Genomic DNA, 15,484 nt, shown 5'->3' with positions numbered 1-15,484 from the left:
CATCAGGCTTTAGCCTGATACTTAATCAGTCCTTAATTGTGTGGATTTTGAGTTCTTTTTCAACAGAAGCAGGGCAGGGGAGAAAATCAAGGAGTAAAGCGAAGCGTACCTTTATTTTCTAACCTAGTTGAACACGAAGCAGTGCGAGTTGTGACAACTGCTCTGCTAGGTTGAATAATGATAAAGACACACAATTTACAAACACGAAGTTTACGGAGTGTTTGTTCCATGTACTTAAAATATCTTTGGTAAAAATCTCACTCGATCTATGTGAGATTTTTACCAGTTTACAAAGCATAGAATATAGTGCATATTATATGCACTATATTCTATGTTAAATTAAATGATTTTCTTTAAAGCTGAATTCATCATCTTGTGTAACAATAATATGGTCTAATAATTCTATTCCTAGAATTTCGCCAGCCTGGACAAGTCTGTTAGTAGCTTCTGTATCTTCATAACTCGGAGATATCACCACTAGGATGATTATGGGCTACAATAATATTTGCACAACTATTGAGTATTGCGACCTGAAATATTTCTCTTGGATGAACAATACTAGCATTTAAAGAACCGATAAATGCCACGTAACTAAATAACACTTCATTCTTAGTATTTAACCCTATAACTAAAAAATGTTCTCTGGCAGATTTTCCGATTTTCTTTCTTAAAAATTCGATTACATCTGCTGGGCTTTTAATCTTAATTCTTTCGTCTTTGGTCTTTCTGTAATTTTGTTTAATGTCAGTAACAGAGTAAATATAGTTATCATCTTTTAACACTAAAAATCGCCCCTTTTTCAACTACACGAACTTGTGTTTGTTGGATTTATGTATTTAATTTTTACGGATTAGAAAGAGCATTGACCGAAAAATAATGCAAGGGCGACTTGTCGAACGTAGTGATCCCTTGCATTACTTTTTCTAGTTGAACACGAAGCAGGGCGAGTTGTGAAACTTCAATGCTAGTCTAAGTAGTGAAAAATTATATAAATCCTTTCAAACACGTGAGTGGTTGAAAAGGGTCTAATCAGAACAACTGACCTAGGAAGTTGGTCAATGCCTTGCCATCAGGCTTTAGCCTGATACTTAATCAGTCCTTAATTGTGTGGATTTTGAGTTCATTGTCAACAGAAGCAGGGCAGGGGAGAAAATCAAGGAGTAAAGCGAAGTGTACCTTTATTTTCTAACCTAGTTGAACACGAAGCGTTGCGAGTTGTGAGAACTGCTCTGCTAGGTTGAATAATGATAAAGACACACAATTTACAAACACGAAGTTCACGGAGTGTTTGTTCCATGCACTTTGGATCGTTCAATCGAATATAATGTAAAGTTACCTATACAAAAAATCACAGGTAACTTTATATCGCTACCTGTGATTTTTTGTATAATTTATTAATAATGCTCTCAGTGGAATCATTTATTGTTATTTCTTCTATCGGGTCTGAATCAAATGTTATACATATTTGCTGTTCATCATTTAAATAGAATGAACTAAATAAAGCTGTAAATCGTGTACAACCTAATAGTGACATCTTTTTGTAAATAGGTTTAACATAAGCATCATATAATGCATTATAGACTAACGTCTCAATATTTGAAAATTCAAATTCGTCTGTATCATTTTCTATCTTTATATACATTTCACCGTCCATATATTGATAGTTGTTTTTAAAATGTATTTCTGCAAATTCTAATGTTTTATTAATTAGTTCCTCTTTGTTGTTACGGTCAATTATTAAATTTAGATTTTCATCATCATATTCTCCATCTTCCAGTAACTCGCATAATTTAATAATATGATGATAGGTTTTAGGTTCTGCACGTTGATATGCATCTATAATCGTTTCATAGCTAAATTGTGATTCTGTAAAGATACGAGCCTCAATCTCAGTATCAAAATCTTCTACAAAACATTCTCCACTTGTATTGTCGATGGCAACAAAACTGTCGCCATCTTCAAAATAGTACATACCATGATGTTCATCTGATTTTTGAAAGTTATTAATGATTTTTTTACCTAGTCTTTTAGTTATTTTCATTATGCTACCTCCAATAATCCTGTTATTTCTGCTAATTCTTCCTGGTCATATTCGACAAGTGTTTCTTCACAAAAATGAGATATTATTTCTAATAATTCATCCTCATCTGAAAAGTTAAATAGTAACTCTTTTTTCCATAAATCTGTACCATCACCCGTAGTAGCTTCATAATATACTTGTCTATCGGCTAAATCTAAATACGTTGTTAATTCAAAGATACTATCATTACATTCTGTATAATATAATGATATTTTCCCAGTACGTTTAAATAACTCAAAATCATCTGTACTACTCGACAAATCAACACATTCATCATCTTCAAATTCATATTTGAAGTATTCCTCTAACGCTGAACAAATTTTATTAAAGTTATATGTTTTAATATTCAAAGTAGAATTCCTCCCCATTATTGATTGCTATAAATTTTTGCATGAAATAATTATCAAAAATACCATTACAATTATGGTCTTTGGTAAATCCTCTAAATACTTCTTCATGTTTATCTTGATTTAAAGTCATATCATTGTAACTCAATTCAAAATTAATTAAGCTTAGAATTAAAGTTTCATAGGGAATTTCATGTAACAATTGTGTTAAGGTTTCAACAGTAAATTCAGTTGGATTATTCATAATCTAAATCTCCTTTGTAAGTAGGATTAGGGTAAAGGGTTAAATTTATCTTTCCAGTTTCATCAGGATACATTTCGTTCATATTAACGTAATATTCAGGTGCAGTAACTTGGAGGGCTTTTACAATTGAATACAACATATTTTCTTCTTCATTGTCTAAATCTTTTACAGTAAAATTTTCTAAGATTAAAGAACCATTGGTATCTTTGCGGTATTCCAACATAGATAATGTGTTATTTTCATTTTCAGCATATACAATCATCACTGCATCTCTCCTTTTTTCAACTACACGAACTTGTGTTTGTTGGATTTATGTATTTAATTTTTACGGATTAGAAAGAGCATTGACCGAAAAATAATGCAAGGGCGATTTGTCGAACGTAGTGATCCCTTGCATTACTTTTTCTAGTTGAACACGAAGCAGGGCGAGTTGTGAAACTTCAATGCTACTCTAAGTAGTGAAAAATTATATAAATCCTTTCAAACACGTGAGTGGTTGAAAAGGGGCTAATCAGAACAACTGACGTAGGAAGTTGGTCAATGCCTTGCCATCAGGCTTTAGCCTGATACTTAATCAGTCCTTAATTGTGTGGATTTTGAGTTCATTTTCAACAGAAGCAGGGCAGGAGAGAAAATCAAGGAGTAAAGCGAAGCGTACCTTTATTTTCTAACCTAGTTGAACACGAGCAATGCGAGTTGTGACAACTGCTCTGCTAGGTTGAATAATGATAAAGACACACAATTTACAAACACGAAGTTCACGTAGTGTTTGTTCCATGCAGTTTATAGACAAAAAAAAACAGAGATTGTTAGATAAATTCTAACGATCTCTGTCTTGATACATTTTTCTTCGCCTATTTATTTCAAGTCTTTCTCTAACACTAATTATTATATTATCTAATTGATAACCACTGTGTTTTATAGTATCAATTAGATAACCCTCAGCATCCTTACTACTTAATTCACCAACTTTTCTGTCTATATCCCCAGGTAACATATTTACTAAGTTATAGGGTGTACAGTGTATATAAGATGGATCAATAGTAAGATTAGTTGTGTTAAAATCTTGTATTTCATAGCTATAACTATGCTTCTTTGATGAAATAGATCTTAGAATACAACTGTTATCTGTATAGTCAATATCCTCTACCACAAAGTATCTGCCACTATTATATTCAAATTCATTAGAGGAAGATGTATTATTTCTCTTCTGAAAATAGCAACGTGCAACAACAATATCATCAATATTAAGTTGGCTGATATCCATAATTTATTAATATATCCCTATTCCAATTCCTAAAGCTAAATCTTTTTTATCTTTAGGATCAAGAGGTGTATCTTGTCTTAATTTTCTTACATTATTATAATAACCCTTTTTCTTCATTGCTAACTTAGTCTGTTGTCTTAAAATTTTTCTTTCATCATTAGACATTAATTCTCGTTCCTGTTCTGTGAAGTCATTGAGTGTTTTTCCTACTAGATTAAATTTTACTGTCATATCTACCACTCCTTTAGTTGTATTATTATACCACGATTCCCTAATTTTTTTTAATATTTGAGTATGTAATTAATATTACATACTCAAAACACATTCAAAAGTAACAACTTTCTTATTGATTAGATTTAACAATGATTCTCTATCATCTAATTCAATGTAAGCCTGGTATAGCCTATAAATTATTTCTGAAATTCTATCTATTGTATCTTCTTTTTCTTCTAACTCTAGGTAATAATATATATCATACCTATAAACTTGACTAATAGCTAAAATATACTGTATATCTGTAACATTAATAAAATTTGATTTCGCATGATTTTCCTTAATATTAATATCAACACGATCTGATAACTCGTCTATTAAGTTAATTTCATTTATATCATCTTCATCAGACCATACAAATATAGGCAAGGCTTTATTTTTAACAGACTGCAATTCTTGTATTAATTCATTTACTAACATAAAAAAACCTCCAAATAGTATAGTATATAATGCATAGAATATATTGCATATACTATGCATTATATTCAATTGTTTAATTAGTTAGTTCTACTTCTAAGGTATCAATCCAATAATTTAATTCTTCATCGCTTTTGATATTAAGATGACCGTAAGGTAAATCTTTTTTGAATAAAGTTATTTGATATTTAACACCATTTCTAGTTGATGGTGAAATAATAACTTTATCTCCATTATTAGATACACCTTGTCTTGTAATAGTGAATTGATTTTTCTCTGTTATTTCAAAGAAATAACTATCAAAGATTAACTTTTCTTTGAATTGTTCAATAAGAATGTCTATTGAATCTGTAATAATTATTAATTTATCAGCCACTTCATGAACTATATAACCCTTTTCAATTATTTCACTAACAATATCTAAATTATTTGAATAACTCTCATATTTAATTCGTGTACCATAATTAAAATTTACTGTAGCTTTAAATAATAACTTTTCTTTACTGATATTTTTTTTATTTAACCGATTTTCTATGGTTTCCTTTAATTTGTTGTAATTATTGATTATAGATTTCATATCCCTTGTATTTGAACTACAATAAGGAACATCTTCATTAATAACAATTCTGTTGTTACTTACTACTTTTAATACTCTGTAAAATTGATAATGTCCCAATGAATCTGTACTAGGCATGAACCAATCATGATCCACTAATACTTGATTACTTACAAGCTCACCTATACCGTTATATTTTTTCATAAATAACCTCTCTTTTTTCAACTACACGAACTTGTGTTTGTTGGATTTATGTATTTAATTTTTACGGATTAGAAAGAGCATTGACCGAAAAATAATGCAAGGGCGACTTGTCGAACGTAGTGATCCCTTGCGTTACTTTTTCTAGTTGAACACGTAGCGTCGCGAGTTGTGAAACTTCAATGCTACTCTAAGTAGTGAAAAATTATATAAATCCTTTCAAACACGTGAGTGGTTGAAAAGGGTCTAATCAGAACAACTGACGTAGGAAGTTGGTCAATGCCTTGCCATCAGSCTTTAGCCTGATACTTAATCAGTCYTTAATTGTGTGGATTTTGAGTTCATTTTCAACAGRAGCAGGGCAGGGGAGAAAATCAAGGAGTAAAGCGAAGCGTACCTTTATTTTCTAGCCTAGTTGAACACGAAGCATTGCGAGTTGTGACAACTGCTCTGCTAGGTTGAATAATGGTAAAGACACACAATTTACAAACACGAAGGTCACGGAGTGTTTGTTCCATGTTTTTAAGAGAAAGATAACCACATAACTGAAAGGAATTTAAGAAAAATGGTTTAAGGGTTTAAAATTAACTTGAAAAAATGAGAACGTATGTTCTATAATCAAGGAAAGGAGTGATACAATATGACAAAAAATTATGAGGATATCATGAAAAAATATGAATGTACTTTTATTGATAAAACTATATTTACCATTATTAAATCCTCTTATGTAGAAAAAATATTTGAGTTTACCGATTTTGATAAAAAAGAGCATCATATTGTTCATCTTTTAAGTAATTTTAATATAGCTGATAAAGATGTTTTAGCTGAAATTACTATTCTTCCAATTTTACATTTACATTCAATAAAAGAGATTGATAAGTATGAGGATATTTATTGCATTATTAGTCAGGCTGGTGAATCTATTGAAAGTTCATAATATTAACGAAATGCATCCAACTGTCCCTTATCATCTCATTAAAGAAACTAACTATAAAAAAATACCTCGAAAATATCTGGAAAGAAATATTCCAAAAGGCAGAGGCATGATCAAATGGGCTCCATTTGCGACTATTCCACAACAATACAGTGAGTTAAGAGAAATAATCAAGAAGCAAGAGTATGAATATATGCCTCTACTATCTTCTGATCAGATTTCTGTTATAAATGAACATATTCACGAAGCTATATTAAATAAAAAAGAATATACGATAATTTACTATAATGAAGTGGAGTATAAGAAAAAGTTAGTTCAAGGAGTTGTAAAAAAGATTTTTGATTTAGAACACTATATCGTTCTCAATTTATGTAATACAAATTCATTATTTAGAATAGATTTCAAACATATTATTGATATACGACTAAAGTAGAATATATTGATAACAAGATTACCTAATAAATTATAATGTGTAGTTGATGATTTTTTTATACTTAATAGTAGAACTCAATCTACATGTTTTGTCTAATTTTTTATTTCCAAAAGACAAACTTCTCACTTTGTTAATCAGAATTTAATACATAAAAATAGCCTTGTATGTTAACAACAATATGTATATGATAATGTTGTAAATATTTTATTAGGAGGTTTTATATGGAAAAGCAGTCGTGGTTTAAGTCGTTGATATGGGCAATCGTTTTTTCACTTGTCATTTCTTTGTTACCAGTGGATTTATTCATTGCTCATGCTGAAACAGATGAAGATGTCCCAGTAGACATCAATGAAAAGAAAGATAACAAAAAGCAAAAGGACAAAGAAGAACTTTTAAAAGCACCGAAAGATGTTGATGAGAATGATTTGAAGTCTATAGACGATCTGAATAATGAGACAACTATCGTTGAATCTAAAGATGAAAACAAGTATCAGGCAACATTCTATGATGATGAAGTAAGAATGGAAACGGATAAAGGTTTTGAAGATATCGATGCTAATATTAAATTGAATGATGGTTTTTTTGAAACAGAGAATACTGAACTAGATTTAAATTTTGCACCGACAATCGAAACAAATGAACCTTTCATCAATGTAATAGATGATAAAGACGATACTTTAGTTACTTTAAAAGGAATCGAGTATAAAAATAAGCTTCGTAATCCTAAAAGCAGAAGAGCTGAAGTAAAGGATAATGTGATATGGCACAGAGGTGTCTTTCCGAATATTGATATTCGACATGTAACTCTAAACAAAGAAGTAAAAGAAGATGTTGTAATTAATAATAAACAGAATAATATTGAAGCAATTGTTTATGAGATTGACACTGATAAAGAAGTTGTTCTAACAGACAATGACGAAATTGAATTTAGAGATAAAGATGGTAAGGTAGCATTCAAAATGCCAAAACCTGAAATGTCTGATTCTAATATCGATGAACAAAGTGGCTTTGCTGAAAAATCATACGATATTGAATACAAATTATTTAAATCAAATGAAAAATACATACTAAAAGTTATACCAAGCTTAAAATGGTTAAATGCGAAAGATAGAGTTTATCCAGTCTACATCGATCCTACTTTTACTAAAGATGTAACACTAGATACTTTCGTTTCAAGCGCACAACCAACAACCAACTTAAATAAGTATTGGAACTCTACATTAGGTTTATATACATTACGTGTAGGTAAATACGATACTTCTACAGGCACAAATTATACATTTTTAAAATTCCCCTCAATGAGCTACCTTAAAGGTGCAACTATCAGTTCTGCAAAATTACAATCATTTTCAAGATGGAATTACTATGGCACAACAAAAACTGCTGTGTGGGCAGATAAAGTCAACGCCTCTTGGTCTGAGACAGGTGTGACATGGAATACGAAACCTACAAGTACAAATATCACAAATGCGACAGCTGCAACCAATGAATGGTTAAACTTTAACGTACTGTCATACGCTAAAGGTATCGCTGAAGGTAAGGCAGATTATGGTCTGAAACTGCATACCAACGGTAATGGCCAAACATATTGGAAACAACTGAGTGCATCTGAAAATGCTACGAATAAGTCTAAAATATCCGTAGTCTATTCATACCCAAAAATGGATAGTATTCAAACTACACCTTATATTATTACAGGTACAAAAAATGGTTATATCAATGTAACGTGGCCGAGTATGTTAGGTGCAAAAGCCTATAGATTACAATTGTTTGATGGTAAAGGATGGCAAACAGTTTATACTGGAACATCAACTTCTTACAATACTAAAGACAAGAAAATATGGCCGACAACAGCACAATACACATCAAAAGATTCTACGACTGGGGGTATAAACTTTAGAAATGGAGATGGTACAGATTTACCAATCAATCCTTCAAGCTTCTATACCGCAAGTAGAGGTACAACAAGTACAGATAAGACATTCCAGTTCAGAGTGATTGCTGACTACGCATTAGGTAGTGGTCTACCATCTGATGCTGACAGACAATCAATTATGGAGTTAATTCCAGATGCACCTGAATTACCTACATTAAAAAATGCGGTCGCAGATACTAATGATAAAGCGACAATCGATATTAGCTGGCCTGGGGTTGCTGGAGCTAGTTCATATAATATCTTCATCTATAATGGTACAGAGTATGAAAAAATTGATAATGTAACAGGAACATCATGGAGTTCAAAAGGAAAGAATATCTTCCCTAATGAAACACAATTGAAAGCTTTAACTATGGGTGAAAAAGGTTCTTTAAGAGAAAATAAAGATGGTGTACAGCTACCAGGAGACCCTTCAACACTTTATAAATTAGTCAATACAAAATATGCGAATTCTAAGCGTTATTATATTAAGGTAACTGCCTCTTCAGGAAAAGGAGAGAGTGCAGGGTCCCCAATCTTAAGTGTCTATGTTCCTACGAATAATGTTTCAGCGACTGTGAATGGCTATTCAGATAACCGTAAAGAAGATAGTGGATTCTTGTTTGCTAGCTGGAATAAGGTGATTGGTGCAGAAGGTTATGGTGTCTATTTATTTAACGGTAAAGACTACGAGCTAGTAGACATCTTAGATAAAGATACAACAACATGGCATTCAAGAGATAAGAAGCTATGGCCGACTGATTCAAGTAAATATCAGCTGAATATTGATGGTGTTGTCGGTGGTGGCAGAGAACTTCCACTTGATCCATCGGCTACTTATGTATCGGCTGGTGGTGATGCAGACAATAAATATCGTGTGAAAATTACTTCTTTCAGATATAAAGGTACATCAACGGGCAAGATTGAGCCGTATTATAAAGGTGAAAGTAATTTTGATAAAGCAGAAGAAAAAGAAGTAGAAATACAGAAAGAAGTATCACCTGATTATGGTGACGAAGAATTCTACCCTACAATCGATACAGACTTAGGGACTTTCAATACATTTAACAGAAACCAAGTATTAAGTGAAAGTGACGCCTCTTTACCTGGTCGTGGTCCTGAAATCGATGCAACAAGAACCTTCAACTCTAAAGTTAATAAAACAGGTATGTTTGGTTTAGGGTGGCAAAGTGGTTTCGAACGTAAGTTAAATATAGAAGATACAAGTATCACCCCTAAAGTAGTTCAATATACTGAAGAAGATGGAACGAATCATCTATTCGTCAATCAGTCAGGGAAATTACTAGCTCCAACAGGGGTTGACTATGAATTCAATATTGAGAATGACGAATATGTAATCCAAGACGAATCCGGTCAAAGAGAGATATATGGTAAAGATGGTTTATTAGATAGAATTGAATATGATGCGAAACAAGCTGATAAGAAGAATGCTGTAAAACTTAACTATAGTGAAATAGAAGGTATCAAACGTCTAGACAGTATTACAAGTGCATCAGATACAGCAGAAAGTAAGAACAGAATTTCATTTGACTACAATGAACAGAATCTCGTATCTAAGATGACGGTTTCAGCAAGTTCAGATGATAAACAGGCTGAACGTGTTTATACGTATCAGTATGATAAATTCAAGCGTCTAACATCTGTTACAGGTCCTGAAGGGGATTACACATATAGTTACCGTGAAAAATATGCGGTGAATGAAGATGGTGAAGAAGTTACACCAGAAGAAGTAAAATATGCAGGTGAAATAGATCTGTATGGTATGCCAGGGAATGTTGATGGTAGTAATCAAATCACAGCAACCTATGACGAAGATCTATTAACAAGCACAAAAGACGAAAGTGGCATTGTTACGAACTACAACATCAGCGAAGAAGAAAACGGTGCAATTGCTGAAATAACAGGTGAAGAACGTGCAAAAGAAAAGTATACTTTCGATAAATATGGCCATTTAACAGAGTCACTAATAAATGGTGAGACTGATAAATTAACAAAGACTGAATGGTTAGACCACCGTATCACTAAAACAACATATCCTGATGGAGAAGTTGAAGTATCTGAATATGGTAAGCGTGAATCAGCAAGTAAATCAGATCAAGAGTTAGACGGTCAGGTCTTAAAAGAAAAAGATGCGACATCACAGACGACTTATGAATATGCGGATAATAAAGATGATGTTATCGCAACAACAGATGAACATAATGTTAAAGAAGAGGTTGCATTAAATAGTGACCGTGAAGCAGTTACAGATTACTCTGTACAGGATGGTATCGTAGGATTTACTGAGTATAATCAATTTGGTAACGAAACACGTACAGGTATCTCTTTAGGTGCTGGATCTAACCTATTAATGGGTGGTGCTTTTGAATCTACGAATCAATTTTCAGCTGGTAAGCTTGTTGACGAAGGTGTACATGGTAAAGCACTTCAATTAACAGGTGAAACAGCGAAGCAGGAAGTAACACTTAAAGCAGGACAGCCTATCAATATTTCTGGTTCATTTAAAGCTGACAAATCAGCTAAAGGGAGCATCAATGTGAAGTTCATGGATAGTACTTCAAAAGTATTATCTACAGTGACAATTGAAAGTCCAAAAGCTGATGGTAAATGGGTACGTAAGTTAGAGGAAGATGTTGCTCCTACAGGAACAACAAAGGCTTCTGTAGAATTAACTTCTACTACCGGAACAATCAACTTCGATGAAGTTCAGCTAGAAACAGCCCAGGCAGGACATTCAACTTCTGTGACACCATATAACTTTGCAGAGCAGGGTGGATTTAATAAATCAGATAAATGGACACTTACATCTGGTTCAACAAATAACAATGGCTTCGAAAATTCTGAAGCATTATTACTTTCAGCAGGTGGAACAGCATCACAGAAAGTAAGTGTTATACAAGATACAGCAAAACCAATCTATGTTACAGCATTATCTAAGAATGCGAATGCGGAAGATAAGATTAAAGCTGTCGTAACGTTCAATGACGGCACAACAACAACTGAAGAAAAAGCATTCCAGACACTTGATCAGAACAATGACCTATGGCAAAGACAAACGCTTCAATTTAATGTAGATAATAAACTGCCGATTAAAACAGTTGATGTGACATTATCTAATAAAGATGGTGATACATTATTTGATGGTGTGAGAGTGACTGAAGGTAGAGCAGTAGAAGAAACAACCTATGATAAACAGAATAACTTTGTCACTAAAGAATCAGGTTTATCTAAGGTACCTGTTATCTATGAAAATGATGCCTTCGGTAATGTACTGAGTACGACACAGGGTACTAAGAAACGCACCAATGAATATGACAACAAAGATAACCTTGTGAAAACAACAGCTGAAAATGGTGCAGTAATTTCATACGACTTTAATAAGAAGAATGAAGTTATCGCTAAGCATTTTGAAGGACAAGATACTGAATATACCTATAATAAGAATAGAATTAGTTCTGTTAAAACAGCTGATGGCCAAATCACTAAATACAGTTATAATGAAAAGACAGGCGATGTCTCAAGAATTGACTTACCGTCTGGAAAATCTATCGTAACGAAATATGATAGTGAAGGTAACGAAAAAGCAGTAAACAATGGTACAACTGATTTATTTACCTATGATTACGATGAAGCTGGTAATCTTTCAAATGTGAAAGACGTAGAAAATAATCAATCTAAAGTCTACAAATATGAAACAGATACAAATGGAACTGCCGGAAATGGTGCTGGACGATTACTGAGTATCACGGACTACTTTGGACTAGTTCAATCATATGAGTATGTGACAGGTGTAGACGGCGTTAATACAGAACTACCAGCATCAATGGTGTTCAATGGCACGAAAACATCGTATGGCTATGATAAAGCGACACGACTTGATAAAGTAGAAGTAGGAACAAATAAATGGTTATTCCGTCACGATGAATTAGGTCAGGTTAACCAAATCAAGTTACCAAATGATTCTGGTGCAGTGAACTATAAATTCGGTGAAAATGGTGCTGTAGAAAGTATCACATCTGACAGCAAGACTGAAAATGTGGTGGCTGATCAGTATAGCTATGACCAGTATGGTAACATGACCAAGAAAGTATCGAATGACGGTACTTCAACATATCAATATGATGCGATGGATCAGTTAACAGAAGAAAAAATTGGAGACAAGACAAATACGTACTCTTACGACAAACGTGGTAACCGAACGGGTATTAACGGTACAACAGCAACTTTTAATACTATGAACCAGATGACATCATTTGGTGATGAAAAGATTACCTATGACGTTGATGGTAACCGTACAAGTGATGGTAAGTTCGATTATAACTGGGATTCACTCGGTCAGTTAATCAAGCTGACAAATAAATCAAACAATGATACATGGTATTATCAATACGATGAACAAGGACGCAGAATCACTAAGACGCATAATGATACGACAGTGCATTATCACTATGATAACGATACAAATCACTTAATTGCGGAAAGTAAAGATGGCAAGGTTATCAGAGAATATATCCGAGATCAGGATGGTATCCTATTAGGACTGAAAATAGGCGATCAATTCTATAATTACCATAAGAACTACCGTGGAGATATCATCGGTATCACTGATATGTCTGGAAATACACTTGCATCTTACACATATGATAGCTGGGGTAATATTGTTAAAGAAGAAGTAAAAGATGATAAACTAAAAGAACAACCTTTTAAATACGCATCTTATTTCTTTGATAAAGAATCTGATCAATACTACCTAATGGCAAGGTACTATAATCCAAAGCATAGTGTATTTCTATCAATTGATCCATTATTAGGGGAAGATGATAGAATCGGAATGCATAATGGTTATTCCTATGTAGATAATTCGCCAACTATGAAAATTGATACTGATGGAAAAATAGGTGGTCTAATAAGACTAGTTTTTACGGGCGTGAGAGGTCTGGGTAAGATAATTGTAAATATTTCTAAAAAAGTTTCAAAATTAGCAACTAAAGGTAAGAAAATAGACGGAGTAAATTTTACAAAAACTACCACCAACCATATGAAAAACTCTAGTCGTTTCGTACCAGTTCAAATAATAAAAAAAGCAATAAAAGGCAAGGGGTATAAAGATCCTCGTGGCAGAAAAGGATATAAAATGTACTATATTACTATGTACAAGAATAAGAAGAAGTATAATCTAGAAGTATTATATAATAAAAAGAAAAATTTAGTTGCACACTTTAAATATACCCGAAAAGCCATAGGACCTTTAAAAAAGATAGACAAATAGGAGGTGAATGAATGGAAGATAAGGACTTGTTGATAATGTTAATCAAAGATTATCTTGAAAAAAAAATAACAATAGAGATTTTTCAAAGATATTATTTTAATATTTTCAATTTTTTTATTGATTATGATGAACTGAATGAATATTATTATTCAAATTTTAATAAAGTTAGTGAATTAGTAGATTTTTATGTTGATAATGCTGAAGTAGAATATCCATACTTTAATAGTAGAAAATATTTTGATGAAAAAATTTATGAAATCTATAATAATTTAATATAATAAAGAATTAAAAATTAAAACTAGTGTACAAATGTATGCTAGTTTTAATTTAAATATTAAATAGCAAGTACTTAGCAGAAGAAAAATGCTGAATTTCAAAGTACAAATCTATTTAAAATAAGTTTATTTTAATAAATGATGGTAAAAAGGATTAAAAAATGAAATATTATATTTGTCCGGTATGTGGTTATGATAAAATAGATTCCCAACCATATAGTATATATGGTAATCCCTCATATAATATTTGTGACTGTTGTGGATTTGAATACGGATACAGTGAAGATTTTGAAGTTAAGCATAAAGCAATAAAGCTCCCTAAAAGTTCATTAAAATGGGCATTTAAACAATATTTAATAGAGTGGATTAATAATGGTTGCATAGTATTTAGTGAAGATGAATTTACGGATGAAGAGATTGAAAATGGTAAATTAAAACCTTATGTGTTAAATAAACAATTAGAAAGAATTGGATTAACCTTAAATGAACTTAATATCAATTTAAATTAATTTGTCCTTTTAAAAATTGATAGTTCACTTAGTCACAAGTAAAACTAGAGAGTATACAAATTGTATACTCTCTTTAATTTCAAGCACAACATGCATATACAACTTCCGATAATATATTTTATGTAAACTAAAAGCTTATTTCTGAGGTTTGTATACCATCATTTTCTCCATATTTTTACCTAACGGGCCTTTATCTATAAAGCCTAAATTAGGATAATAATCATCAGATTTACTATTTGCATCATATAAAAAGATTGCTAAGTGATGGTTGTCTGCAAAGAATTTTATTTTTTCAATTAAATATGCACCTGTGCCTTTATTAAATGAATGTAGTTCGATAATCTCTATGATATATATATATTTATTTACCAGCTTCTTTAAACTTTTTTTGTTTGTATTGTCTGTTATTCTAAAATGAATATATCCTTTAAAATCTTTAGTGTATAGATTAAATTTTATTTTTTCATTCTCTATATATTCAAGTTGATGATTAATATATACATCATTAAAAGTTATCATCTTACACAAATCTTCAAATATTGAATATGCTTTTTCCATTTTTATTGACTGGTTATCATAATCATATTTCTCTTTATATATGCTATCTAGAAACTCTATCGTTTTTTCGTGTTTAGATATTACTTGGTTTTTAAAAGCATTTTCATTAAAAGTTTCTCTATACATATCATGATCTTTTAATATCTTTTTTTTAATATTTTCTAGCTTATTATTATTATTCATAT

14 protein-coding genes and 1 pseudogene are annotated in these 15,484 nt (G+C 31.8%); 5 read left to right on the top strand and 10 right to left on the bottom strand.

What is annotated here, in order from left to right:
- Nucleotides 1-334: 334 nt before the first annotated feature.
- The 9 genes and pseudogenes from JJJ02_RS00240 to JJJ02_RS00200 all read right to left on the bottom strand — a co-directional run bounded on the left by JJJ02_RS00240 (nt 335) and on the right by JJJ02_RS00200 (nt 5,388).
- Nucleotides 335-782 (bottom strand): annotated as a pseudogene (locus JJJ02_RS00240) (JAB domain-containing protein).
- Nucleotides 783-1,360: 578 nt separating this feature from the next.
- Entirely contained in the window at nt 1,361-2,041 is a 681-nt protein-coding gene (locus tag JJJ02_RS00235; RefSeq protein WP_240836700.1) for a hypothetical protein, read from the bottom strand.
- Nucleotides 2,041-2,430, bottom strand: a complete 390-nt coding sequence (locus JJJ02_RS00230) for a hypothetical protein (protein ID WP_240836698.1) — start codon at nt 2,428-2,430, stop codon at nt 2,041-2,043. Before JJJ02_RS00230 ends, JJJ02_RS00235 begins: the two co-directional genes overlap by 1 nt.
- Nucleotides 2,420-2,671 (bottom strand): hypothetical protein, encoded by a 252-nt coding sequence (locus JJJ02_RS00225; protein ID WP_240836696.1) that lies wholly within the window; start codon nt 2,669-2,671, stop codon nt 2,420-2,422. Before JJJ02_RS00225 ends, JJJ02_RS00230 begins: the two co-directional genes overlap by 11 nt.
- Nucleotides 2,664-2,936 carry a hypothetical protein gene (locus JJJ02_RS00220; protein WP_219499161.1) on the bottom strand — a complete coding sequence of 91 codons (273 nt, stop codon included), beginning with the start codon at nt 2,934-2,936 and terminating at the stop codon, nt 2,664-2,666. Before JJJ02_RS00220 ends, JJJ02_RS00225 begins: the two co-directional genes overlap by 8 nt.
- A 555-nt stretch (nt 2,937-3,491) precedes the next feature.
- Nucleotides 3,492-3,938: a hypothetical protein gene (locus tag JJJ02_RS00215; RefSeq protein ID WP_111744499.1), complete on the bottom strand. Its 447-nt coding sequence runs from the start codon at nt 3,936-3,938 to the stop codon at nt 3,492-3,494.
- 6 nt (nt 3,939-3,944) lie between these two features.
- A complete protein-coding gene (locus tag JJJ02_RS00210; protein ID WP_240836694.1) occupies nt 3,945-4,169 on the bottom strand; it encodes a hypothetical protein in 225 nt (74 codons plus the stop codon).
- A 75-nt stretch (nt 4,170-4,244) separates the two neighbouring features.
- Nucleotides 4,245-4,631 (bottom strand): hypothetical protein, encoded by a 387-nt coding sequence (locus JJJ02_RS00205; RefSeq protein WP_240836692.1) that lies wholly within the window; start codon nt 4,629-4,631, stop codon nt 4,245-4,247.
- Nucleotides 4,632-4,704: 73 nt separating this feature from the next.
- On the bottom strand, nt 4,705-5,388 hold the full coding sequence (locus JJJ02_RS00200; protein ID WP_240836690.1) for a hypothetical protein: 684 nt from the start codon (nt 5,386-5,388) through the stop codon (nt 4,705-4,707).
- A 637-nt stretch (nt 5,389-6,025) separates the two neighbouring features.
- On the opposite strand from JJJ02_RS00200, the gene JJJ02_RS00195 reads away from it, so the two are divergent.
- The 5 genes from JJJ02_RS00195 (at nt 6,026) to JJJ02_RS00175 (ending at nt 14,741) form a co-directional block, all read left to right on the top strand.
- The gene (locus JJJ02_RS00195; protein WP_111744495.1) at nt 6,026-6,322 is read left to right on the top strand and encodes a hypothetical protein; all 297 of its coding nucleotides are present in this window, start codon (nt 6,026-6,028) and stop codon (nt 6,320-6,322) included.
- A complete protein-coding gene (locus tag JJJ02_RS00190) occupies nt 6,309-6,752 on the top strand; it encodes a YolD-like family protein (RefSeq protein WP_240836688.1) in 444 nt (147 codons plus the stop codon). The genes JJJ02_RS00195 and JJJ02_RS00190 overlap by 14 nt, the downstream gene beginning before the upstream one ends.
- Before the next feature lie 221 nt (nt 6,753-6,973).
- Nucleotides 6,974-13,957, top strand: coding sequence for a DNRLRE domain-containing protein (locus JJJ02_RS00185; protein WP_240836686.1), 6,984 nt, complete (start codon nt 6,974-6,976; stop codon nt 13,955-13,957).
- Between the two features lie 11 nt (nt 13,958-13,968).
- Complete coding sequence (locus JJJ02_RS00180) at nt 13,969-14,235, top strand: hypothetical protein (RefSeq protein WP_219499109.1); 267 nt, start codon at nt 13,969-13,971, stop codon at nt 14,233-14,235.
- Between the two features lie 158 nt (nt 14,236-14,393).
- On the top strand, nt 14,394-14,741 hold the full coding sequence (locus tag JJJ02_RS00175) for a hypothetical protein (protein ID WP_219499106.1): 348 nt from the start codon (nt 14,394-14,396) through the stop codon (nt 14,739-14,741).
- A gap of 135 nt (nt 14,742-14,876) precedes the next feature.
- Here the strand turns inward: JJJ02_RS00175 and JJJ02_RS00170 are convergent, their stop codons facing one another.
- On the bottom strand, nt 14,877-15,482 hold the full coding sequence (locus JJJ02_RS00170) for a hypothetical protein (protein ID WP_240836684.1): 606 nt from the start codon (nt 15,480-15,482) through the stop codon (nt 14,877-14,879).
- Nucleotides 15,483-15,484: the final 2 nt, after the last annotated feature.

Source organism: Macrococcus sp. PK (genome assembly GCF_022501545.1).
Taxonomy (GTDB): domain Bacteria; phylum Bacillota; class Bacilli; order Staphylococcales; family Staphylococcaceae; genus Macrococcoides; species Macrococcoides epidermidis.
The sequence above is the reverse complement of the archived record's forward strand: the minus strand, read 5'-3'. Positions and strand labels throughout refer to the sequence as shown.

Coding starts and splice junctions, on each gene's coding strand:
- JJJ02_RS00185 (WP_240836686.1), top strand. CDS start 6,974: ATGGAAAAGCAGTCGTGGTTTAAGTCGTTGATATGGGCAATCGTTTTT.
- JJJ02_RS00195 (WP_111744495.1), top strand. CDS start 6,026: ATGACAAAAAATTATGAGGATATCATGAAAAAATATGAATGTACTTTT.
- JJJ02_RS00235 (WP_240836700.1), bottom strand. CDS start 2,041: ATGAAAATAACTAAAAGACTAGGTAAAAAAATCATTAATAACTTTCAA.
- JJJ02_RS00215 (WP_111744499.1), bottom strand. CDS start 3,938: ATGGATATCAGCCAACTTAATATTGATGATATTGTTGTTGCACGTTGC.
- JJJ02_RS00205 (WP_240836692.1), bottom strand. CDS start 4,631: ATGTTAGTAAATGAATTAATACAAGAATTGCAGTCTGTTAAAAATAAA.
- JJJ02_RS00225 (WP_240836696.1), bottom strand. CDS start 2,671: ATGAATAATCCAACTGAATTTACTGTTGAAACCTTAACACAATTGTTA.
- JJJ02_RS00175 (WP_219499106.1), top strand. CDS start 14,394: ATGAAATATTATATTTGTCCGGTATGTGGTTATGATAAAATAGATTCC.
- JJJ02_RS00200 (WP_240836690.1), bottom strand. CDS start 5,388: ATGAAAAAATATAACGGTATAGGTGAGCTTGTAAGTAATCAAGTATTA.
- JJJ02_RS00180 (WP_219499109.1), top strand. CDS start 13,969: ATGGAAGATAAGGACTTGTTGATAATGTTAATCAAAGATTATCTTGAA.
- JJJ02_RS00210 (WP_240836694.1), bottom strand. CDS start 4,169: ATGACAGTAAAATTTAATCTAGTAGGAAAAACACTCAATGACTTCACA.
- JJJ02_RS00170 (WP_240836684.1), bottom strand. CDS start 15,482: ATGAATAATAATAATAAGCTAGAAAATATTAAAAAAAAGATATTAAAA.